This is a genomic window from Agromyces protaetiae (assembly GCF_004135405.1).
In the GTDB taxonomy this organism is placed as follows: Bacteria; Actinomycetota; Actinomycetes; order Actinomycetales; family Microbacteriaceae; genus Agromyces; species Agromyces protaetiae.
The window spans coordinates 3,294,012-3,313,909 of the sequence record NZ_CP035491.1; the positions used below are offsets into that span (position 1 = coordinate 3,294,012).

Sequence of the window (19,898 nt, forward strand, 5' to 3'; positions counted from 1 at the left end):
GGTGACCGAACCCCGCACGACGCCCGGCCCCGCCCTCAACGACCGCGTCTTCCGCCTCCGCCTCCTCGACTCGCCCGTGAGCCGCGCGGGCTACCGGTTCGCGACCGCCGTCGGGTACGTGTGGGGCTTCCTGTGGTCGACGGGACGCGTCGAGCGCCGACAGGGGCTCTTCGTCTTCCAGGGCATGCCGAAGTGGGCGTTCCGCCGCGGCGGCGCGTGCGTCGGCGGTTGCTACCTCACCGACCACAACGTGAGCGACCGCGTGCTCGGCCACGAGGCCGTGCACAAGCAGCAGTGGCTGAAGTACGGCATGCTCTTCCCGTTCCTCTACCTCGCGGCGGGCATCGATCCGCTGAAGAACCGGTTCGAGATCGAGGCGGGGCTCGAGGCCGGCGGGTACGTGCGGCCGTCGCGCGCGCGGCTGCCGCGGACGGTCGCGTAGGCCGCGTTCGCACCGACTCTCGGATACCCGCACTCTTGTCAGTATTACTATTTCCGGATAGGGTTGAAGTATCCCGTTTTCGTAATAGGATCCGATGATCCGAATTTCGTAATAGGACGCCACCGGTCGAACACGAGGAGAGGTTCAAAATGCCCGAGCATACGACCACGCTTCGCTCCCCTGCCGACCTCGGCCTGGTGATCCAGCAAGCGAGATTGGCGCGCGGGCTCAGCCAGGTCGAGCTCGCTGCACAGCTCGACATCTCCCAACGCTCGATCAGCGAGATCGAATCAGGGAAGCCGACGATCTACGCCCGCAGGATATTCGAACTCATGCGCGCAACCGGCGTCGAGCTGTCCGCGGAATGGAGCGACGCCCGGTGAGGCTTGCCGTAGAGCTCTACGAGACTGTCATCGGGTACCTCGAAGGAGACGACGGCCGCTCGTTCGACTTCGGATTCGACGACACAGCGCGAGCGCGTTTCGGGTCCACCAGCCGAGTGCTCTCGGTCTCGATTCCCGTCGTGCCGACTCCGCCGAGGCAGTCCGCCCACCGGCGGCGGAACTGGTTCTCCGAGCTCCTTCCCGAGGGGGACCAGCTCGACTATCTGCTCGCGCAGAGCGGGGTCAGACGCGGGGACACACTGCGGTTCCTCGCACGCTACGGGCGCGACGTCGCCGGCGCACTGCAGATCTGGGATGCCGACGACCCGACCGAACCGAAGATCCCCGAGACGAGCACGGTCGAAGATCACGAGATCCGCCGTCTGCTGGAGGATCCGATCGGCGCTCCGCTCGGGAACGCATCGGAGCTCGGACGAACCTCGCTCGGCGGCGTCCAACCGAAGATCGTGCTGGCGCGTGAAGCCGACGGCTGGGCGCGCGCGCTCGGCGGATTCCCGTCGACGCACATCCTGAAACCACGGCTTGCGGCGCATCCGACCGTGATCTACGACGAGGAGTACGGAGCCCGCCTGGCCCGCGCGCTCGGCCTCGCGGACTTCGACACTCGCGTCGATTCGTTCGACGGTCTCGCGACCCTCGTCGTCGAGCGCTTCGACCGGGTCGGCGGGCGGCGACTGCATCAGGAGGATTTCAACCAGGTCCTCGGCGCGAGCGGGAATCAGAAGTACCAGGAGATCGGCGGCGTCGTGAGTTTCGCCCGCGCCGCCGACGCCCTCGCACGGTACGCATCCACGGAAGATCTCCGAAACCTCGCGCGAATGCTCGTGCTCGCCGTGGCCATCGGCAACCTCGACCTGCACACGAAGAACCTCGGCCTGCTCCACCCGGCGGACGGCACGGTTCGGCTGGCGCCCGCGTACGATCAGGTCCCGATCGCCCACGTGCGCGGCAACGACGGCCGCATGGCCTTGGCCGTCAATCGGGAGTACCGGCATGCGGCACTCACACGGGACGACCTCGCGCAGGAGATCGCCGGGTGGGGAGTCCGTCGGGCCGATGCGACGGTCACCGACGCGCTTGAGGAATTGCGGTCTGCGATCGAACGAGAAGATCCGATCGACGGCGCCCATCCGGCGCTGCGGAGCTCGCTTCGCACGTTCACCGACAATCTGCTACTGGGGCATCCGGTCGGCATCGCCGACGAGTAGCCCGAAGAACGACGAACGGCCCGGATGCCTCGTGGTGAGACATCCGGGCCGTTCTGCGTGTGCGCGACGCGACGCGAGCGCGGCGGCGGCGGGACGTTCAGTCCGTGACGACGCCCGCGATCGCGGCGACGAGCGCCGGCATGCCGGTCTTCCAGTCGAAGCTGAGCGCCGTGGGAGGCGACACCGACGACACCGTCACGGGGTCGTAGACCTGGGCGACCTTGCCCGCGGCGACGGCGGGGATGGCCTGCAGCTCGGGCTTGGCGAGGAACGCGTCGGCCTCTTCCTTCGAGTTGTGGTAGCTCACGATGAAGTCGGCGTCGAGCTGGTCGAGCTTCTCGTAGCTGAGCTCGTAGTAGAAGCCGCCGTCGCTCGTGTCGAGTGCGGAGACGCTCGGGGCGACCTCGAGGCCGAGTTCGGTGAGCACGGCGATGCGGGGGTCGGCGTCCGTGTACACGTAGACGAAGCCGTCGCCGTCCCACACGCCCGCGAACGTCTTGCCCGCGAAGGCGGGGTTCGCGGCGGCGTCGGCGGCGAGCGAGTCGGTGATGCCGTCGAGCACGGCCTCGCCCTCGGCCTCGAGGCCGAGCGCCTTCGCGGTGATGCGGATGGTGTCGTCCCAGGGGGTCGTCCAGGCGGCCTCGGGGTAGGCGACGACGGGGGCGATCTCGCTCAGGGTGTCGTACTGCTCTTCGGTGAGGCCCGAGTAGGGCGCGATGATGAGGTCGGGGTCGGCGGCGATGAACTCCTCGTAGGGCACGGTCGCGCCGCCCTCGTCGTCGCTCAGGATTGCGGGGTGCTCGATGCCCGCGTCGTCGTAGGCGGCCTCGACCCACGGCAGGAGGGCGTCGGGGCCGACCGTCCAGGGCTGCTCGGCGACGGCGACGGGGTAGACGCCGACGGCGATCGCCGCTTCGGTCGAGCCCCAGCCCCACGTCGCGACGCGCTCGGGCGCCTGCTCGACGACGGTCTCGCCGAAGGCGTGCTCGATCGTGATGGGGAAGCCTTCGCCGGATGCCGCGGCGGATTCATTCTCGGAAGCGGTGTCGCCCGCGGCGCAGGCCGACAGGGCGAGCGCGACGATGGCGGCACCGGCCGCGGCGATGAGTGGGCGTCGAAGGCGCACGGGAACTCCTCGGAGTCGGAAGGAAGGAATAAGGCTAGCCTAACCTCAGTCGGCTTCCGAGGCCGAATCGGACGGGACATCCGGCCCGAACTGCGACGCGTCGCCGTGGAAGCGACCGATCGGGACGATGAGCGGGGTTCCCGCCACGGGGTCGGCGATCACCCGGGACTCGAGGGCGAACGCATCGCGCACGACCTCGCTCGTCAACACGTCGCCCGGCGCTCCCTCGGCCATGATCCGCCCGCCCGCCATGACGACGAGGTGATCGGCGTAGCGCGCCGCAAGGTTGAGCTCGTGGAGCACCATGACCACCGTCGTGCCGCGGTCGCGATTGAGCGAGGTCAGGAGGTCGAGGAGCTCCAGCTGGTGCGCGACGTCGAGGTAGGTCGTCGGCTCGTCGAGGAGCACGATGTCGGTCTGCTGCGCGAGCACCATCGCGATCCACACGCGCTGACGCTGCCCGCCCGAGAGCTCGTCGACCGCCCGATCGGCGAGGTCGGCGACGCCCGTCGCCGCGAGCGCCTCGGCGACGACCGCATCGTCGTCGCTCGATTGCCGCCCGAACCAGCCCTGGTGCGGGTAGCGTCCACGCGCCACGAGATCGGCGACGCGCACGCCGTCGGGCGCGATCGAGGCCTGCGGAAGCATGCCCACACTGCGGGCGAGGGTGCGCCGAGGCATCCGAGCGATGTCGTCGCCGTCGAGCGTGACGCGACCGCCCTCGAGCGGGTGCAGGCGCGCGAGCCCCCGCAGAAGTGTCGACTTGCCGCACGCGTTCGGGCCGACGATCGCCGTCACCGCGCCGCTCGGGATCGCGAGGTCCAGCCCCTCGATGACACGGCGGCCGTCGTAGCCGAGGCTCACGCCGTGCGCGACGAGGCCCGCGGGGGCGTGCGCAGGCGACGAAGCGGGCACGGATGCCCCGTGCCGGGTGTTCTTCGCAGGGGTCGCGGTCATGCGCGGGCACTCCGTTCGGTGCGGGCGAGGAGCCACAGGAGGTAGGGCGCGCCGACGAGCCCCGTGACGATGCCGACGGGCGCCGTGACCCCCGGCAGGGCGAACTGGCCGACGACGTCGGCCGCGAGCGTGAGGGTCGCGCCGATGACGACCGACACGGCGAGCGCCGGCGAGCCGTCGGCCGTGAGCCGCCGCGCGATCGCGGGCGCGACGAGGGCGACGAACGCGACGGGGCCGGCGACGCTCGTGGCCGACGCGACGAGCGTCACGGCGAGGACGAGCAACACGATGCGCGTGGCATCCACCCCGACGCCGAGCGAGCGCGCCCGGTCGTCGCCCGTCGAGAGCGGCGCGAGCCGCGGAGCGACGAGGGCGACCGCGACGGCGAGCGCGCCGATGACGCCGGTCGCGATCCAGAGTTCGGCGCCGCGCACGTCGGCGACGCTGCCGACCGTCCACATGAGGGTCTGCTGCGCCTGTCGCACATCGGACCGCGCGAGGAGCCACGCGACGGCCGCCCCCGACACGTACGCCATGCCGACGCCCACGAGCACGAACCGCACGCCGTGGAGGCCCTGCTTCCACGCGGCGAGCCAGATGACGAGCGCGACGGCGAAGCCGCCCGCGAACGCGAACCCCGCGACGGCGGCTCCGCCGAGCCCGAGGCCGAGGATCGCGAACACGGCGCCGAGGCTCGCACCGCCCGAGACGCCGAGGATGTCGGGGCTCGCGAGCGGGTTCCGCAGCACCGATTGGAAGATCGCGCCCGCGAGGGCGAATGCGGCGCCCACGACGAGCGCGGCGACGATGCGCGGCAGCCGCAGGCGGAAGACGACGAGCCGGTCGCGGTCGTCGCCGAAGCCGAGGAGGGTCACGAGCACGCGGTCGGGCGTCACTGCGGCCGCGCCGAGCGAGAGGGCGACGAACGCGATCGCGATGGCGACGAGGATCCCCGCGACGAGCACGAGCACGAGACGTCGACGCCGGTGCGCGCGCACGGCGGCGACGGCCGCGACGGCCGCGCCCGCGGCGGGCGTCGAGAACACGGCGGATGTCTCGACCGCGCGCTCCTCCGACCCCACCCCGCTCACAGGCCCGCCACCTTCCGGTTGCGGGCGATCGCGATGAGCACGGGGGCGCCGATGAACGCGCACACGATGCCCGCTTCGAGTTCGGCGTTCGGCACGACGAGCCGCCCCACGATGTCGGCGGCGAGGAGCATGACAGGACCGAGGAGCGCCGAGACGGCCATGATCCAGCGGTAGTCGGCGCCGACGAGCCGACGGGCGGCGTGCGGGACGACGAGTCCGACGAGCGCGATGGGCCCCGCGAGGGCCGTGGCGGTGCCGCACAGGAGCACGATCGCGACGCCCGCGACGGCGCGCGTCGTGCCGACCCGCTGTCCGAGGGCGCTCGCGACGTCGTCGCCGAGGGCGAGCAGGTTGAGCCGGTGCGCGAGGAGCGCCGCGAGCACGGCTCCCACGACGAGGAACGGCCACAGCGTGCCGACGACCGAGAGATCGCGCCCCGTGAGCGAGCCGACCGACCAGAACCGGAACCGGTTGAACGCGTCGGTGTCGCGCAGGAGCACGAGCGTGATGAGCGGCGTCAAGAACGCCGTCACCGCGGCGCCGACGAGCGCGAGCCGCACGGGTCGGCCGTACCCGATCCAGAACACGATGAGGGCCGCCGCCGCGGCTCCCGCGAACGCGAACCAGATGAACCCGATGGGCGCGGTCACGCCGAGGAACGATATGGACAGCACGACCGCGAGCGATGCGCCCGCGTTGACGCCGAGGAGGCCCGGATCGGCGATGGGATTGCGGGTGACGCCCTGGATGAGGGTGCCCGCGAGTCCGAGCGCGACACCCGCCGCGAGCCCGATGACGGTGCGCGGCACGCGCAGCTGCAGCACGACCTGCTGGTCGGCGTTCGCGGCGTCGGGCGCCGTGAGCGCGCGCCACACCTCGAGGGGGTCCATGCTCCTGACGCCGAGCGCGAGGCTCGCGGCGATGACGACGAGCAGGGCTGCGAGACATCCGATGACGACGAGGATGCCCCGGAGCGCGGGCCGACCGCGGCGCACTCCCTCGGCGTCCGCCCCGGCGCGCGCTGCGCGCCGGCCGGTCGCGGTGTCGACGCTCACTCGACCTCGGCGCGGCCACGCCGCCAGTAGCCCATGAACGCGACCTGCCGGCGGTCGAGTCCGGCGTCGCGCACGAGGAAGCGGCGAAGGGCGGTGATGACGGATGCCTCGCCCGCGAGCCACGCGTAGACGCCGCCGTCGAGGCTCCGCCCCGAGGGGACGTCCCAGAGGGGGATGTCGTTGTCCCGTTCGGCCTTGGCTCGTTCGGCCTCGGCGAGCGCACGGTCGGCATCGTCGGCCGAATGCGTCGCGGGCGCGATCGCACGGCGCGCGACGTGGTCACGGACGGCCGCGACGAGTCGGTCGCCGTGGTCGGCAGGCACGGCCGTTTCGCCTGCGCCGACGGCGTCGCCGCCCGACCGCGCGAGCCAGCGCACCTCGACGCCCGCGGGAGCGGTGACGGGCAGTTCGTCGGCCGACGTGGGGATCTCGATGAGGGCCGCGCCCGAGGCATCCGCCGGAAGCTGTTCGAGGATCGCGCAGATCGCGGGCGCCGCCGTCTCGTCGCCCGCGAGGAGGAGCGAGTCGACTCGGCCGGGCCGGAAGTCGATGCCGAGCGCGCGGCCCTCGCTGCGCTCGTCTGGGCCGATGATCACGATCTCGTCGCCGGGCGTCGCGCGTTCGGCCCACGCCGAGGCCGGCCCGAGGTCGCCGTGCAGGGCGAAGTCGACGTCGACCTCGCGGAGCGAGGGGCGCACGGCGCGCACGGTGTAGGTGCGGAACACGTTGCGCCGGGCTGCTGGCAGGGCCCGCCACTCGCGGTACCAGTCGTCGCCCGTCGGGAACGACGCGAACCCGTCTTCGGGGTGCGGGAGCACGAGCTTGACGCGCTGGTCGAGGCCCGCGGTGCCGAACTCGTCGAGATCGTCACCCGTGAACGTCACGCGCACGAAGTGCGGCGAGAGGCGTTCGACACGGGCGACCGCCGCCTGGAATCCGCGGTACGCCGGTCGCGGTCGCGGACGCGCCTCGAGGCGTCGGGCCGCGTCGGCGACTGAGGTAAGCATTACCTCAGTATCCCACACGCACCTCGGCGCGCCACGGGCGCCCGCTCACCACACGGACGGCCGCAGCGCCCTCCGACCGGCCCGACGCTCGAGCTGGGCCGCGAGCGCGAAGAGCGTCTCTTCGCCGCCCGGACGCCCGATGAGCTGGACGCCCATCGGCAGGCCGTCGGCCGTCTCGTCGACCGGCAGCACGAGCGCGGGCAGCCCCGCGACGTTCACGAACGACGTGTACGGCGTGAACTGCACCTGCTGGGCGAAGTTCCGCTCGCCGTCCTCCTGGTCGTACCAGCCGACGGGACGCGGCGTGAGCGCGAGCGCCGGACTCAGCACGACGTCGTACGACGCGAACCGCGCGATCGTGCGCCGCTCGAACTCGGCGAGCCACGAGAGCGCCTCGACGAGCGTGCGCGTCGGCAGCGCGCGACCGCGCTCGACGAGCCAGCGCGTGAGCGGTTCGAGGAGCTCGAGGCCGTCGCCGTCGACGGGAATCGCGGATGCCCCGGCCTGCCACACCGCCCGGAACGCGGGCGCGTACCCGGGCTCGGGCGTCGCAGGCACCTCCTCGACGCCGTGGCCGAGCCAGTCGAGCATGCCGACGGCCGTGTCGAGCGCCGCGCGCGCCTCGGGTGCGAGCACGATGTCGTAGGCGTCGTCCCAGGGCGTGTCGGTGAGCACGCCGACCTGGAAGCGCCCCATCCCCTTCAGTGCGGCCCCGAGGTACGGCCCGTCCTCGCCGGCCGCGCGGAGCGACGACGGATGCCTCGCCGGATACCCGTGCGGCGCGATGAGCCCGTCGAGGAGGAGCGCCGCATCGGCGACCGTCCGCGCGAGCGGGCCCGCCACGGGCAGCCCCGCGAGCGAGCCGACGCCGTCGCCGCCCGGCACGCGCCCCCGCGACGGCTTCACGCCCACGAGCCCGCAGCTCGCGGCCGGGATCCGCACCGACCCGCCGCCGTCGGAGCCCGGCGCGAACGGCAGGAGCCCCGCCGCGACCGCGGCCGCCGCTCCCCCGCTCGAGCCGCCGGCCCCCCGCGTGAGATCCCACGGCGAGCGCGCCGGCGGGAACGCGAGCCCCTCGGTGTACGACGGCATGCCGAACTCGGGCGTCGCGGTCTTCCCGACCGAGACCGCACCGGCGGCGTCGACCGACTGCACGAGCACGTCCGAGACCTCGGGCACGAAGTCGGCGAACGCGCGCGACCCGAACCGCGCCGGCATGCCCGCGCGCTGCTCCAAGTCCTTGTCGGCGATCGGCATGCCCCACAGCGGCGCCGCCTTCGGCACCGCGCGCTCGACGCGCGCGGCCCGTTCGAGCGCGCCCTCGGGGTCGACGTGCGCGAACGCGCCCACGACGGGGTTCAGCCGCTCGATGCGTTCGAGGTAGTGCGCCGTCGCCTCGGTCGGCGACACGTCGCCGCGCTGGAGCGCCTGGTGGAGGGCGAACGCCGGAAGCTCGTGCAGCGATTCGAGGTCGGTCACGCCGTCAGCCTAGGGCTCGTCGGCCGACCGCCGGCACGCGGCACGAGGCATCCGCCCGCGCCTTCGAGACATCCGCCTCGAGACATCCGCCTACTTCTTGAGCGACTTCTGCAGCAGCACCGTGCCGAGCCACCGGTCGAACTTGAACCCGACCTTGCCCATGCGACCGATCTCCTGGAACCCGAACTTCTCGTGCAGCTTGATCGACGCCTCGGCGCCCTGGTCGGCGATGACCGCGAGCATCTCTTTGATCCCGGCGGCACGCGATCGGTCGATGAGCTCGCCGAGCAGCGCCTTTCCGAGCCCCTTGCTGCCCGCCGCAGGCCCGAGGTAGATCGAGTCCTCGACCGTGAACCGGTACGCGCGCTTGGACTTCCACGGCTGCACGAGCGCGTACCCGAGCACCTGCCCGCTCGGGGACTCGGCCACGATGAACGGCATGCCGAGCTTCTCGAGGAACGCGAACTTCGCCCGCCACTCGCGGAGCGTCATCGCGTCTTCGTCGAAGGTCACGGTCGAGTTCGCGACGTAGTAGTTGTAGATCTCGCGCACAGCCGGGAGGTCGGCCTGCCTCGCCTCGCGGAGGGTGAACGCGAACGGCGCTTCGGGCTCGGGCTTCGGCCGCAGATGCGCGGGCAGCACCCGGCGCGGCTGGTATTCCTCCTCGAGCATGGCGCCCACCCTACCCCCGCCTCATGACGGCCGGATGTCCCGCGCTCAGGCCTGCTGCGGCAGCGCCCAGTCGACGGGCCGCCCGCCCTGCCGTTCGAGCAGCGCGTTCGCGCGGCTGAACGGACGCGAGCCGAAGAACCCGCGCGACGCCGAGAGCGGGCTCGGATGCGCGGACTCGATCGCGGGCGTCGGGCCGAGGAGCGGCTTCAGGTTCTGCGCGTCGCGCCCCCACAGAATCGCGACGAGCGGCGTGCCGCGCCCGACGAGCACGCGGATGGCGTGGTCGGTCACGCGTTCCCACCCCTTGCCGCGGTGCGACGCCGGGGCGCCGGGCGCGACCGTGAGCACGCGGTTCAGGAGCATGACGCCGTTGCGGGTCCACGCCGTGAGGTCGCCGTGCGCGGGCGGGTCGACGTCGGGAAGGTCGTCGTGGAGCTCGCGGTAGATGTTCTGCAGGCTCCGCGGCAGCGGACGCACGTGCGATTCGACGGCGAACGAGAGCCCGATCGGATGTCCGGGGGTGGGGTACGGGTCTTGACCCACGACGAGCACCCGCACGTCGTCGAGCGGCGCCTGGAACGCGCGCAGCACGCGGTCGCCCGCGGGCAGGTAGGGGCGGCCGGCGGCCTGCTCGGCGCGCAGGAAGTCGCCCATCGCGGCGATGTCGGCGCCGACCGGTTCGAGCGCGGCCGCCCAGCCGGGGTCGACGAGTCCCGCGGCGGCGAGCTCGGGAAGGCTCATCGCCACGCGCTCACGCCCCCATCGTCGAGACCGACACGCCCTGCTCGCCCGGCAGCACCCGCCACACGCTGCCGCGACCGGCGACCTGCAGCCCGCCCTCGCCGACGACGAGCACCGTGCGCTCGTCGATCGCGAGCGCGCCGGGGATGAGCCCCGCCTCGACGGCCGCGACGACGCGCGAGAGCGATCCCCACTGCGCGGCGTGCACGTCGACGGGGATGTCGACGAGCCCGATGCCTGGCGCGATCTGCACTTCGTCGAGCCCTTCGCCGTTGTCTTCGGGCGCGACCTCGACGCCGCCGATGCGCGTGCCGCCGACGATCGCCTGCTCGGCCGCGATCGACGCGCCCGCCGAGAAGCCGAGGTACGGGATGCCTCCGGCCACGAGCCTGCGGAGTTCGCCGAAGTGCGGCTCGAGCGCGTCGCGGTAGGCGGGGGTGAGCCCGCCGCCGACCATCACTCCGTCGACGTCCGCGAACGCCGTGCGCGGCACCGCTTCGCCGTGGCGGACCGCCGTCAGGTGCACGTCGACCGTGCCGCCCGCGCGGAGCTCCTCGGCGAAGCGCTCGGCGATCGCGGCGGGGTCGTCGGCGCGCACGACGACGAGGGCGATGCGCGGGATCGGGCGGCCCGAGGAATCCTTCGCCCGCTCCTCGCCCGACGCGGCGGCGCGCGCCGCGGCCTCGGCGACGAAGCCGCGGTAGACGTCGGCGTCGGCGCCGTCGCTCCAGCCGCCTCCTTGCAGGTGCACGCTCATCGGGGGTCCTCTGCTTTCGGTGGGTCGGATGTCTCGGGGCGGTCGTGTTCGCGGTCGTGCTCGTGCTCGTGCTCGTGTTCGTGCTCGCGCAGTCTCGCGATGCGGTCGCTCAGGACCGACACGAACGTCGCCGACGCCGTGCCGACGATCGCGACGCCGCCGATCATGAGCAGCACGGCGTAGATGCGACCGGCGACCGTCACGGGCACGAGGTCGCCGTAGCCGACCGTCGCGATCGTGACGCACGCCCACCAGATCGCGTCGCCGAAGTTCTCGATCGTCGCACCGGGCCGGCCGCGCTCGGCGTTGAGCGTCGCGAGCGCGATGAAGTAGACGAAGACGACCGCGTAGGCGACGGCGGTCAGCACGAACCTCGTGCGCACGGCCGCGCCCGTGCGGCGCTCGAGGTACGGGATGTGCCGGAACAGCTCGACGACGCGGATGGCGCGGAACACCGGCACCGCCGTCGAGAGCAGCTCGATGGGATGCGTCACGACGTACTTCACGCGCTCGCCGCGCGGCGTGAGCGCGATGCGCACGACGAGGTCGACGACGAACACGACCCACGTGAGCACGAAGACGGCGGCGAGCACGATGCTCAGCCACGTCGGAGCGCCGGGGGCCAGCACAAACCAGGAGTAGGCGACGATGAACGCCACGCCGAGCACGACGAGCGGGGTGCTCGTCGCGCGATCCCACGCCTCGCGGCGCGAGGCCTCGGTCATCCGGCGTGCCCGCGCACACGCAGCGGGCCCTTCGCGACGAGATGCGGCGCCGACTGCGCGACGGGCTTCACGATGATGAGGTCTTGGTCGACGTGCCGCGGCTTCGTGACGGCGTCGACGATGATCTCGGCGATGTCCTCGGCGACGAGCGGCTCGGGCACATCGTCGTAGACGGCGTCGGCGCGCTCCCGGTCGCCGCCGAAGCGCACGAGCGAGAACTCCTCGGTCTTCACCATGCCGGGCGCCACCTCGGTCACGCGGATCGGCTCGCCGTTGAGCTCGAGCCGCAGCACGGCCGTGAGCGCATGCTCGGCGAACTTGGCGGCGTTGTAGCCGCCGCCCCCGACGTACGCGACGTGGCCCGCGATCGACGTGAGGTTCAGGATGTCTGCGACACCGCGTTCGACGGCGCCGCGGCGCAGGAGCGGGAGGAGCACGCTCGTCACGCGCTTCGTGCCGAGGACGTTGACCCGGAACATCCACTCCCAGTCCTCGACGCTCGAGTCCTCGACCGACGCGAGGCCCTTCGCGCCGCCCGCGTTGTTGACGAGCGCGTGCACGCCGCCCGTGACCTCGAGATGGTCGCGCAGGCGCGCGACGTCGTCGTCGAGGGTCACGTCGGCGACGAAGACGGATGCCCCGGTCTCCTCTGCGAGCGCCAGCAGACGGTCTTCGCGGCGGGCGACGCCGACGACGTCCCATCCGGCCGCCCTGAACGCGCGCACCGTGGCCGCGCCGATCCCCGAACTGGCTCCCGTGACGACCGCGCGCAACTCACTCATCCCTCTATTCTGCCGAACCGCGGGTCGCGCCGTTTGCGACAATGGATCGATGCACCGCGCGACGACTCGAACGAAGAAGCGGGTGCCCCTCTGGGACAACGCCCGCTGGATCGCGATCACACTCGTCGTGATCGGCCACGGCATCCTGCCGCTCATCGCCGAAGACGACGCCGCGTACAGCGTCTACCTCTTCATCTACTCGTTCCACGTCGCCGTGTTCGTGACGGTGTCGGGGTACTTCGCGAAGTCGGGGCCGCCGACGGCGCGCGCGCTCAAGCAGATCCTCACCGACATCGTCTTCCCCTACCTCATCTTCGAGACGATCTGGTCGGTGCTGAAGTGGGTGCTCGGCGGGGCCTTCGCGCTCGACTACACGACGCCCTCGTGGACCCTGTGGTTCCTCATCGCCCTCGCGGTGTGGCGGGTCGCGCTCCCCTACCTCGTGCTCCTGCGGTTCCCGCTCCTCATCGCGATCGCGATCTCGATCGCCGCCGGGTACTCGCTCGCGATCGACTCGACGCTCGCCCTCACTCGCACGTTCGGCATGTTCCCGTTCTTCGTGTTCGGCTGGCAGTTGCGGCAGTGGCGCCTCACCGATCGCTGGCTCGCGCTGTCGACCGCGGTCGCGTGGCGCTGGCGCGCGGGCGCGATCGCGCTCTTCGCCGCGACCCTCGCGATCATGCCCGCCGCGATCGACACCTGGCGCGACCTGAAGCTCCGCCGCTTCATGCTCTACGACGAGTCGTACGACGCGATCGGCTACGACGAGCCGTGGTCGGGAGCGATCCGGCTCGCCCTGCTCGTCTCGGCGATGCTCCTCGCCGTCGCCTTCCTCATCCTCATGCCGCGTCGCGCGCACTGGTTCACGCCGTTCGGCGCCGCGACGATGTACATCTATCTGCTGCACAGCTTCGCGCTCTACCCGTTCCGCGAGTCGGGCGTGCTCGCGGGTGCGCAGCCCTTCTGGGTGCTGCCCGCCATGTTCGTCTTCTGCATCGCGCTCTCGATCGTGCTGTCGCTGAAGCCCGTGCGGCGCGTGTTCCGCCCGCTCGTCGAACCGCGCGCGAGGTGGCTGTTCCGCGTCGAGCCGCACACCGCGACCGGCACGATCGTGCTGCCGCCCGACGAGCGGCGCTGAGCCCGGAGCATCCGAGCCGCCCTCGCCTTTACGCCGTGTGTCGACGCCCGTTGCCCGCCCGGAAGACCGCTCGTAACGTTGCTGACAGCCCGGCCAGGCCGTGCTAGCACGACCGACGACCGAGCATCACACCCGGAGGAGTCCCATGACCGACCACGCCGCAGACTGGCGCTTCGAAACCAAGCAGGTGCACTCGGGCGCAGCGCCCGACCCCGTCACGAAGGCCCGCGCGACCCCGCTCTACAACACGACGTCCTACGTGTTCGACAACGCCGACCACGCGAAGAACCTCTTCGCCCTCGCCGAGTTCGGCAACATCTACACGCGCATCCAGAACCCGACGCAGGCCGTCGTCGAAGAGCGCATCGCGGCGCTCGAGGGCGGCACGGGCGCGCTGCTCGTCTCGTCGGGCCAGGCCGCCGAGACCTACGCCGTGCTCAACATCGCGCAGGCGGGCGACCACATCGTGTCGTCGTCGTCGATCTACGGCGGCACGTACAACCTCTTCAAGTACACGCTCGCCAAGCTCGGCATCGAGACGACGTTCGTCGAGAACCAGGACGACGCCGACGAGTGGCGCCGCGCGGTCCGCCCGAACACGAAGCTGTTCTTCGCCGAGACCATCGGCAACCCGAAGATCAACATCCTCGACATCCGCAAGGTCGCCGACATCGCGCACGCCGCGGGCGTCCCGCTCATCGTCGACAACACGATCGCGACGCCGTACCTCATCCGTCCGTTCGAGCACGGCGCCGACATCGTCGTGCACTCGGCGACGAAGTTCCTCGGCGGCCACGGCACGGTCGTCGGCGGCGTCATCGTCGACGGCGGCGTGTTCGAGTGGTCGAAGAACGTCGAGAAGTTCCCGGGTCTCACCGATCCCGACCCGAGCTACCACGGCGCGAGCTACACGGCCGCGGTGGGCGACGGCCTCGCCTACATCATCAAGGCGCGCGTGCAGCTCCTGCGCGACCTCGGCGCCGCGATCGCCCCGGCGAACGCGTGGCAGCTCATCCAGGGCATCGAGACGCTGTCGCTCCGCATCGAGCGCCACGTGCAGAACACGCAGGAGATCGCGGAGTGGCTCGACAACCACCCCGACGTCGCCCACGTCAACTACTCGGGCCTGCCCACGAGCCCCTGGTACGCGGCGGCGAACACGTACGCCCCAAGGGCGTCGGCGCGGTGCTGTCGTTCGAGCTCAAGGGAGGCGTCGACGCGGGCCGCGCGCTCGTCGACAGCCTCAAGCTCTTCAGCCACCTCGCGAACATCGGCGACGTGCGCTCGCTCGTCATCCACCCGGCGTCGACCACGCATTCGCAGCTGACCCCCGAGCAGCAGCTCACGACGGGCGTCACGCCCGGCCTCGTGCGCCTGTCGATCGGCATCGAGCACGTCGACGACCTCAAGGCCGACCTCGCGGCGGGCCTCGCGGCCGCGCGGGCTGCGGTCGAGGCGGCGCGCGTCTGACGCGTCGCGCCTGCTCGCGTCATCGCGACGAACGGATGCCGCGGGCCCATCGGGTCCGCGGCATCCGCCGTCTCCGGGGTCGCCCGCACGGGACATCCGGAACCACTCGTACGTAACAATGCGCGAACCGCCCCATCGCTCGGGGAGAATCGAAGGCATGGACTGGCAGACGACCGCGGAGACCGCGCCCGCCCGCCTGATTCCCGAGTCCGTCGTGCCGAGTCCGCAGCCCGGCCCCGTGCGTGCTCCGGTCTCGGGCGCGTGGCGCGAGGGCGACCCCGTCGGCGACCGCCGGTTCGTGCAGGTCGGCGACGTGCCGCTCGAATCGGGCGACGTCCTCCCCGACGTGCGCGTGGCCTACGAGAGCTGGGGCGAGCTGTCGCCCGCGCGCGACAACGCCGTGCTCGTCCTCCACGCCCTCACGGGCGACAGTCACGTCGCCGGCGCGGCCGGCGTCGGACACGCGACGCCCGGCTGGTGGCGCACGGTCGTCGGCCCGGGCCTCGCGCTCGACACCGACCGCTGGTTCGTCGTGGCGCCGAACGTGCTCGGGGGCTGCCAGGGCACGACGGGTCCCGCTTCGGTGACGTCCGACGGGCTCGAGTGGGGCTCCCGGTTCCCCTTCCTCACCATCCGAGACCAGGTGCAGGCGCAGCTCGCGTTCGCGCGCGAACTCGGCATCGAGCGGTTCGCAGCCGTCGTCGGCGGGTCGATGGGCGCCATGCACGTGCTCGAGTGGGCGATCATGGCACCCGATGCGGTCGAGCGGATCGCCGTCCTCGCCGCGCCCGCTGCGGCGACCGCCGACCAGATCGCGCACAACACGCTGCAACTGCTCGCCGTTCGCAGCGACCCCGCGTTCCGCGGCGGCGACTACTACGACGCGGCCGACGGCGACGGTCCGTGGCGCGGGCTCGCGCTCGCGCGTCGCATGGCGATGCTCAACTACCGCACCGCGGCCGAGCTCGACGGGCGCTTCGCGCGCACCTGGCAGTCGGAGCTCGACCCGCTCGGCGGCGGCGGTCGGTTCGCGGTCGAGTCGTACCTCGACTTCCACGGCAACCGCTTCACCCGTCGCTTCGACGCGAACAGCTATCTCGTCCTCACCGAGGCGATGAACTCGCACGACGTCGGCCGCGGGCGGGGCAGCGTCGGAGCGGCGCTCGCGGGCGTCCGGGCGAAGAGCCTCGTGCTCGGCATCGACACCGACCGGTACTTCCCCCTCGACGGGCAGCGCGACATCGCGGCTCTCCTGCCGAACAGCGTCCACGGCCCCGACCCGGTCGTGATCTCGTCCGAGTTCGGCCACGACGCGTTCCTCATCGAGCACGAACCGGTGGGGCGGGCGCTGCGTGATCTGCTCGCGGCCTGAAACGCGGAGTCCCGCCTCCGTTCGTGTCGGACCGTGGTTGTACGCTCTGACCATGGGCAGGAACGCGGCGCGCGCCGACCGCCCGGAGGGGGCATGAAGCGCATCCACAAAGAACGGGATCGGCTGCTGCGGCACATCGCTCGCGTCGCCGGTCTCATCGGCGTGGGCGTCGCGCTCGCCTGTCTCGCCGTCCCCGGCGCGTTCTCGGGCGGCCGCACGCTCCTCGCCACCGCGGCGCTCGCCGCGGCCGCCGTCCTCGTGTACTTCGCCAATGCGCGCGGGTCGCTTCCGCTCTCGATCGGCGTCGTCGCGGCGTCGATCGTCGCAATCGTGGCGGTCGGCACCGACGACGCGCCCGCCCCGGTCGCCGCGGTCGTCGTCGCCGCGACCGCGGGCCTCGCCGCCCCGTCGGTCGCGATCCCGCTCGTGGTCAGGCGCAACGGACTCGCGATCGTGGGCACCCTCGCCGCGTCGGTCCTCGCGACGGTGTGGCTCCTCACGTTCTTCGGCTACCGGATGCTCATCCCGGCGGTCGCCTCGGTCGCCGGCTGGTCGGCGTGCACCGTGCTCGGAAGGTGGCTCGACCGGGCGATCTCGCGCACGTCCGAACGCATCGACGAGGTCGGGCGCGCGCACGAGGCCGAGCGCCTCGCGAGCGAACTCGAGGCGCAGCAGCGTCAAGACGCGCGGGTCCTGCACGACACCGTCCTCGCGACGCTGAGCCTCCTCGCGCACTCGGGCGTCGGAGTCGGGCCCGGTGCGCTCCGGCAGCAGGCGGGCGACGACGCGCGGCTCCTGCGCCTCCTGCGCCTCGGCGCCCCGCTCGACTCGGGCGGCGCCAATGCGCTCTTCTCCCCCGACACGGGCGACGACGAACTCGGCACGACGTTCGAATCGGTGCGCCAGCGGTTCGCCCGCATGGGCCTCGACGTCAACTGGCACGGCGCCGGCCAGCTCGCGCTGCCGCGCGACACCCTCGACGCGCTCCTCGGCGCGCTCGGCGAGTGCCTCGAGAACGTGCGCCGGCACTCGGGCGTGAACGAGGCCGACGTGACCGTGACCGACGACGAGACGACGGTCCGCGCGATGGTCTCCGATGCCGGCAACGGGTTCGATACCGACGGTGTCGACTCGGCACGGCTCGGCTTCGCCGAATCGGTCGTGGGGCGACTGCACTCGGTCGGCGGGCGGGCACGGGTGTTCTCGTCGCCGGGCGCCGGCACGACGGTGATGCTCGAGGTGCCGAAGCCATGACCGGATTCGACGAGAACACCGCGACGGCCGGCCGCGACCGCAGCTTCCGCCGCCCGGCGCGTTCGGCGCGTGCGGCGGGCGACATCCACGGCGGGCACGGCGGCATCCGCCTCGCGGCGGGCGTCTCGTTCGTGTCCCTCATCATCGTCCTCGCGCACTTCGTCCATGCGGTCGTGCGCGCCCCGTATTACGCCCCCGGCGCAGGACCGTGGCCCGCGTGGATCGCGCTCGTCGTGGTCGGGGCGATCGGCGGAGCGTGCATCGCCGCCTATTCGGCTCGGCTCCCCGACTGGCTCTTCGCGGTGCTCACGGCGATGCTCGCGGTGCCCGTGTGGCTCGATCTCGTCGCCGTCGACGGCCTGCTCGTCGTGGGGGTGACGCCGACCGCGGCTGCGGCCGCGGGGGCGCTCCTCATGCCCGTCGCAGCCCTCCGCGGTACGAAGGCGCCGCTCGCGATCGCGAGCGTGCTCTCGGCGATCCTCGCCGCCGCCTCGCTCGTGCAGTTCGGCGAGGCCGGTCGCAACACCGTCGTCGGGCTGGCGATCGCGGCGACGGTCGTCGCGCCGGTCGTCCTCATCACGATCGCCGTTCGCGGGTTCCGCCGGCTCGTGCGTCGCGAGGTCGACCTCTCGCTCGTGCAATCGACGGTCTCGACGCCGCGCACGGCGGTCGGCATGCGCGCCTCCGAAGAGCTCGCGCAGCTCGACTTCGACGCCGAGGCGCTCCTCGAAGACGTCGGCGCCGGTCGCATCGCGATCCCCCTGCCGCCCGACAAGGCCGAGCTCGCGGCCGCGCTCGCGGCGCGCCTGCGCATCCGACTCATCGAGGGCCGCACCGACACCTGGCTCCGCCATGCCGTGGCCGAGTCTGCCTATCTGTCGGGTCGCGTCGAGGTCGACGACCCGACCGGGCTCGCCGGGCGACTGTCGCCGCCGCAGCGCGAAGGGCTCCTCTTCGCGCTCTGGCTCATCGTCGGCGAACGCTCCCGCCGCCAGCCCGCGTACGCGGCCGTCCGCATCACGCCGCATGAGTACGACGACGACGAGATCGCCGACCTCAAGGTCGTCATCGAGGCATCCGGCGTGTCGCGACGTCATCTGGACCCCACGACGTGGGATGCGGTAGGTAGTCTCGGTACGCATCACGTCGCAGCAACGGCAGACACGCTCCGAATCGACGTGTCGTGTCAGACGGACCCGACTTCCCGCGCACCGTCTACCGCACCCTCGGGTGCCCGAACGAGGAGAGCCTGAATGCCCGACCCAGCTCCCGCCATCCGCCTCGCGATCGTCGACGACCATCGCATGCTCCTCGGCGCACTGAGCGAGTGGCTGCGGAACGCGGCTCCCGACATCGGTGTCGTCGCCGCGGTCCCGTCATGGTCCGAACTCCTCGCGCACCCCGAGTTCCCCGTCGACGTCGTGCTCCTCGACCTCGACCTCAAGGACAACATCCCCGTCTCGCTCAAGCTGTCGATGCTGAAGTCGGCGGGCGTGCAGACGATGCTCATCAGCACGTACTCCGAGCCCGCAGTCGTACGCGAGGCGCTCGGCGCGGGCGCGCTCGGCTACCTGCCGAAGTCCGAGCCGGTCGAGACGATCGTCGAGGCGATCCGGGCCGCGAAGCTCGGCGAGAGCTACCTCACCCCGAGCTCGAGGCGACGCTCGACGAAGAGGGCGAGTCGCCCAAGCTCTCGGCGCAGGAGCGCCGTGTCATGGCGCTCTACGGCGCCGGCCAGCCGGTGAAGGCCGTCGCGTTCCAGCTCGGCATTTCCGAGGAGACGGCGAAGAGCTACCTCAAGCGCATCCGGGAGAAGTACCGTGCGGCCGGGTACGACGTCGGCACGAAGGTCGCGCTGCGCAAGCGCGCGATCGCCGACGGCATCCTCCTGCAGAGCGACTGACGGGTCTCGCGCGAGGCTGCGGTCCGGGCTTCCGGATGCCTCGCGCGCACGATGATCGGATGCCTCGCCGCCGGCGTCCTCTTGCGCTCAACGGCGCGTTTCGCCGCCCCAGACATCGCCGCGGTAGCCGCGATAGTCGTGTTCGGCGGGCTTCGCGACGCGGTCGTCGGGATCTTCGTCGCCGATGTCGTCGGCACGTCCCGACTGACGCACGCGGTGGCGTCGGTTGTAGGCAGCCTTGAGTTCGTCGTAGTGCTCGTGCGACACGATGTGCCGCTCGTCGCCGTGACCGACCATCCGTCCTCCTCGCGAGGC

General features: G+C 71.9%; 21 protein-coding genes and 1 pseudogene. 10 read left to right on the plus strand and 12 right to left on the minus strand.

Going from position 1 to position 19,898, the window contains the following annotated elements; genetic code table 11:
• Window position 1 precedes the first annotated feature (1 nt).
• The 3 genes from ET445_RS15335 (at window position 2) to ET445_RS15345 (ending at window position 2,054) form a co-directional block, all read left to right on the plus strand.
• Window positions 2–442 carry a Fe-S oxidoreductase gene (locus ET445_RS15335; protein ID WP_129192040.1) on the plus strand — a complete coding sequence of 147 codons (441 nt, stop codon included), beginning with the start codon at window positions 2–4 and terminating at the stop codon, window positions 440–442.
• Between the two features lie 149 nt (window positions 443–591).
• Window positions 592–825 (plus strand): helix-turn-helix domain-containing protein, encoded by a 234-nt coding sequence (locus ET445_RS15340; protein ID WP_129192041.1) that lies wholly within the window; start codon window positions 592–594, stop codon window positions 823–825.
• The gene (locus ET445_RS15345) at window positions 822–2,054 is read left to right on the plus strand and encodes a type II toxin-antitoxin system HipA family toxin (protein WP_129192042.1); all 1,233 of its coding nucleotides are present in this window, start codon (window positions 822–824) and stop codon (window positions 2,052–2,054) included. Before ET445_RS15340 ends, ET445_RS15345 begins: the two co-directional genes overlap by 4 nt.
• Window positions 2,055–2,151: 97 nt before the next feature.
• Here the strand turns inward: ET445_RS15345 and ET445_RS15350 are convergent, their stop codons facing one another.
• The 11 genes from ET445_RS15350 to ET445_RS15400 all read right to left on the minus strand — a co-directional run bounded on the left by ET445_RS15350 (window position 2,152) and on the right by ET445_RS15400 (window position 12,446).
• Window positions 2,152–3,180 (minus strand): iron-siderophore ABC transporter substrate-binding protein, encoded by a 1,029-nt coding sequence (locus ET445_RS15350; protein WP_129192043.1) that lies wholly within the window; start codon window positions 3,178–3,180, stop codon window positions 2,152–2,154.
• 45 nt (window positions 3,181–3,225) lie between these two features.
• The gene (locus ET445_RS15355; RefSeq protein WP_129192044.1) at window positions 3,226–4,137 is read right to left on the minus strand and encodes an ABC transporter ATP-binding protein; all 912 of its coding nucleotides are present in this window, start codon (window positions 4,135–4,137) and stop codon (window positions 3,226–3,228) included.
• Window positions 4,134–5,228, minus strand: a complete 1,095-nt coding sequence (locus tag ET445_RS15360) for a FecCD family ABC transporter permease (RefSeq protein ID WP_243695232.1) — start codon at window positions 5,226–5,228, stop codon at window positions 4,134–4,136. Before ET445_RS15360 ends, ET445_RS15355 begins: the two co-directional genes overlap by 4 nt.
• A complete protein-coding gene (locus ET445_RS15365) occupies window positions 5,225–6,283 on the minus strand; it encodes a FecCD family ABC transporter permease (RefSeq protein ID WP_129192045.1) in 1,059 nt (352 codons plus the stop codon). The genes ET445_RS15360 and ET445_RS15365 overlap by 4 nt, the downstream gene beginning before the upstream one ends.
• Window positions 6,280–7,290 (minus strand): siderophore-interacting protein, encoded by a 1,011-nt coding sequence (locus ET445_RS15370; protein ID WP_129192046.1) that lies wholly within the window; start codon window positions 7,288–7,290, stop codon window positions 6,280–6,282. Before ET445_RS15370 ends, ET445_RS15365 begins: the two co-directional genes overlap by 4 nt.
• A gap of 45 nt (window positions 7,291–7,335) precedes the next feature.
• Entirely contained in the window at window positions 7,336–8,769 is a 1,434-nt protein-coding gene (locus tag ET445_RS15375; RefSeq protein ID WP_129192047.1) for an amidase, read from the minus strand.
• A 90-nt stretch (window positions 8,770–8,859) separates the two neighbouring features.
• On the minus strand, window positions 8,860–9,441 hold the full coding sequence (locus ET445_RS15380) for a GNAT family N-acetyltransferase (RefSeq protein WP_129192048.1): 582 nt from the start codon (window positions 9,439–9,441) through the stop codon (window positions 8,860–8,862).
• Between the two features lie 45 nt (window positions 9,442–9,486).
• The gene (locus tag ET445_RS15385) at window positions 9,487–10,188 is read right to left on the minus strand and encodes a uracil-DNA glycosylase (protein WP_208008454.1); all 702 of its coding nucleotides are present in this window, start codon (window positions 10,186–10,188) and stop codon (window positions 9,487–9,489) included.
• Between the two features lie 4 nt (window positions 10,189–10,192).
• Window positions 10,193–10,939 (minus strand): type 1 glutamine amidotransferase family protein, encoded by a 747-nt coding sequence (locus tag ET445_RS15390; protein ID WP_129192050.1) that lies wholly within the window; start codon window positions 10,937–10,939, stop codon window positions 10,193–10,195.
• Entirely contained in the window at window positions 10,936–11,664 is a 729-nt protein-coding gene (locus ET445_RS15395; protein ID WP_129192051.1) for a potassium channel family protein, read from the minus strand. The genes ET445_RS15390 and ET445_RS15395 overlap by 4 nt, the downstream gene beginning before the upstream one ends.
• Window positions 11,661–12,446, minus strand: coding sequence for an SDR family NAD(P)-dependent oxidoreductase (locus ET445_RS15400; protein ID WP_129192052.1), 786 nt, complete (start codon window positions 12,444–12,446; stop codon window positions 11,661–11,663). Before ET445_RS15400 ends, ET445_RS15395 begins: the two co-directional genes overlap by 4 nt.
• A gap of 82 nt (window positions 12,447–12,528) precedes the next feature.
• On the opposite strand from ET445_RS15400, the gene ET445_RS15405 reads away from it, so the two are divergent.
• The 7 genes and pseudogenes from ET445_RS15405 (at window position 12,529) to ET445_RS18155 (ending at window position 19,583) form a co-directional block, all read left to right on the plus strand.
• Complete coding sequence (locus ET445_RS15405; RefSeq protein ID WP_165314425.1) at window positions 12,529–13,584, plus strand: acyltransferase family protein; 1,056 nt, start codon at window positions 12,529–12,531, stop codon at window positions 13,582–13,584.
• Window positions 13,585–13,729: 145 nt separating this feature from the next.
• Window positions 13,730–15,054, plus strand: a pseudogene (locus ET445_RS15410) (bifunctional o-acetylhomoserine/o-acetylserine sulfhydrylase).
• A 157-nt stretch (window positions 15,055–15,211) separates the two neighbouring features.
• Window positions 15,212–16,426 (plus strand): homoserine O-acetyltransferase MetX, encoded by a 1,215-nt coding sequence (gene metX / locus ET445_RS15415; protein WP_129192054.1) that lies wholly within the window; start codon window positions 15,212–15,214, stop codon window positions 16,424–16,426.
• 93 nt (window positions 16,427–16,519) lie between these two features.
• Window positions 16,520–17,680 (plus strand): sensor histidine kinase, encoded by a 1,161-nt coding sequence (locus tag ET445_RS15420; RefSeq protein ID WP_129192055.1) that lies wholly within the window; start codon window positions 16,520–16,522, stop codon window positions 17,678–17,680.
• A complete protein-coding gene (locus ET445_RS15425; RefSeq protein WP_129192056.1) occupies window positions 17,677–18,933 on the plus strand; it encodes a hypothetical protein in 1,257 nt (418 codons plus the stop codon). Before ET445_RS15420 ends, ET445_RS15425 begins: the two co-directional genes overlap by 4 nt.
• Entirely contained in the window at window positions 18,934–19,425 is a 492-nt protein-coding gene (locus ET445_RS15430) for a response regulator (protein ID WP_243695233.1), read from the plus strand. It abuts the gene before it with no gap.
• Entirely contained in the window at window positions 19,395–19,583 is a 189-nt protein-coding gene (locus tag ET445_RS18155; RefSeq protein WP_243695234.1) for a helix-turn-helix transcriptional regulator, read from the plus strand. Before ET445_RS15430 ends, ET445_RS18155 begins: the two co-directional genes overlap by 31 nt.
• An 87-nt stretch (window positions 19,584–19,670) precedes the next feature.
• Here the strand turns inward: ET445_RS18155 and ET445_RS15435 are convergent, their stop codons facing one another.
• Window positions 19,671–19,880: a hypothetical protein gene (locus ET445_RS15435; protein WP_129192057.1), complete on the minus strand. Its 210-nt coding sequence runs from the start codon at window positions 19,878–19,880 to the stop codon at window positions 19,671–19,673.
• Window positions 19,881–19,898: the final 18 nt, after the last annotated feature.

Coding starts and splice junctions, on each gene's coding strand:
- ET445_RS15355 (WP_129192044.1), bottom strand. CDS start 4,137: ATGACCGCGACCCCTGCGAAGAACACCCGGCACGGGGCATCCGTGCCC.
- ET445_RS18155 (WP_243695234.1), top strand. CDS start 19,395: ATGGCGCTCTACGGCGCCGGCCAGCCGGTGAAGGCCGTCGCGTTCCAG.
- ET445_RS15380 (WP_129192048.1), bottom strand. CDS start 9,441: ATGCTCGAGGAGGAATACCAGCCGCGCCGGGTGCTGCCCGCGCATCTG.
- ET445_RS15395 (WP_129192051.1), bottom strand. CDS start 11,664: ATGACCGAGGCCTCGCGCCGCGAGGCGTGGGATCGCGCGACGAGCACC.
- ET445_RS15435 (WP_129192057.1), bottom strand. CDS start 19,880: ATGGTCGGTCACGGCGACGAGCGGCACATCGTGTCGCACGAGCACTAC.
- ET445_RS15370 (WP_129192046.1), bottom strand. CDS start 7,290: ATGCTTACCTCAGTCGCCGACGCGGCCCGACGCCTCGAGGCGCGTCCG.
- metX (WP_129192054.1), top strand. CDS start 15,212: ATGGACTGGCAGACGACCGCGGAGACCGCGCCCGCCCGCCTGATTCCC.
- ET445_RS15390 (WP_129192050.1), bottom strand. CDS start 10,939: ATGAGCGTGCACCTGCAAGGAGGCGGCTGGAGCGACGGCGCCGACGCC.
- ET445_RS15340 (WP_129192041.1), top strand. CDS start 592: ATGCCCGAGCATACGACCACGCTTCGCTCCCCTGCCGACCTCGGCCTG.
- ET445_RS15420 (WP_129192055.1), top strand. CDS start 16,520: ATGAAGCGCATCCACAAAGAACGGGATCGGCTGCTGCGGCACATCGCT.
- ET445_RS15425 (WP_129192056.1), top strand. CDS start 17,677: ATGACCGGATTCGACGAGAACACCGCGACGGCCGGCCGCGACCGCAGC.
- ET445_RS15430 (WP_243695233.1), top strand. CDS start 18,934: ATGCCCGACCCAGCTCCCGCCATCCGCCTCGCGATCGTCGACGACCAT.
- ET445_RS15400 (WP_129192052.1), bottom strand. CDS start 12,446: ATGAGTGAGTTGCGCGCGGTCGTCACGGGAGCCAGTTCGGGGATCGGC.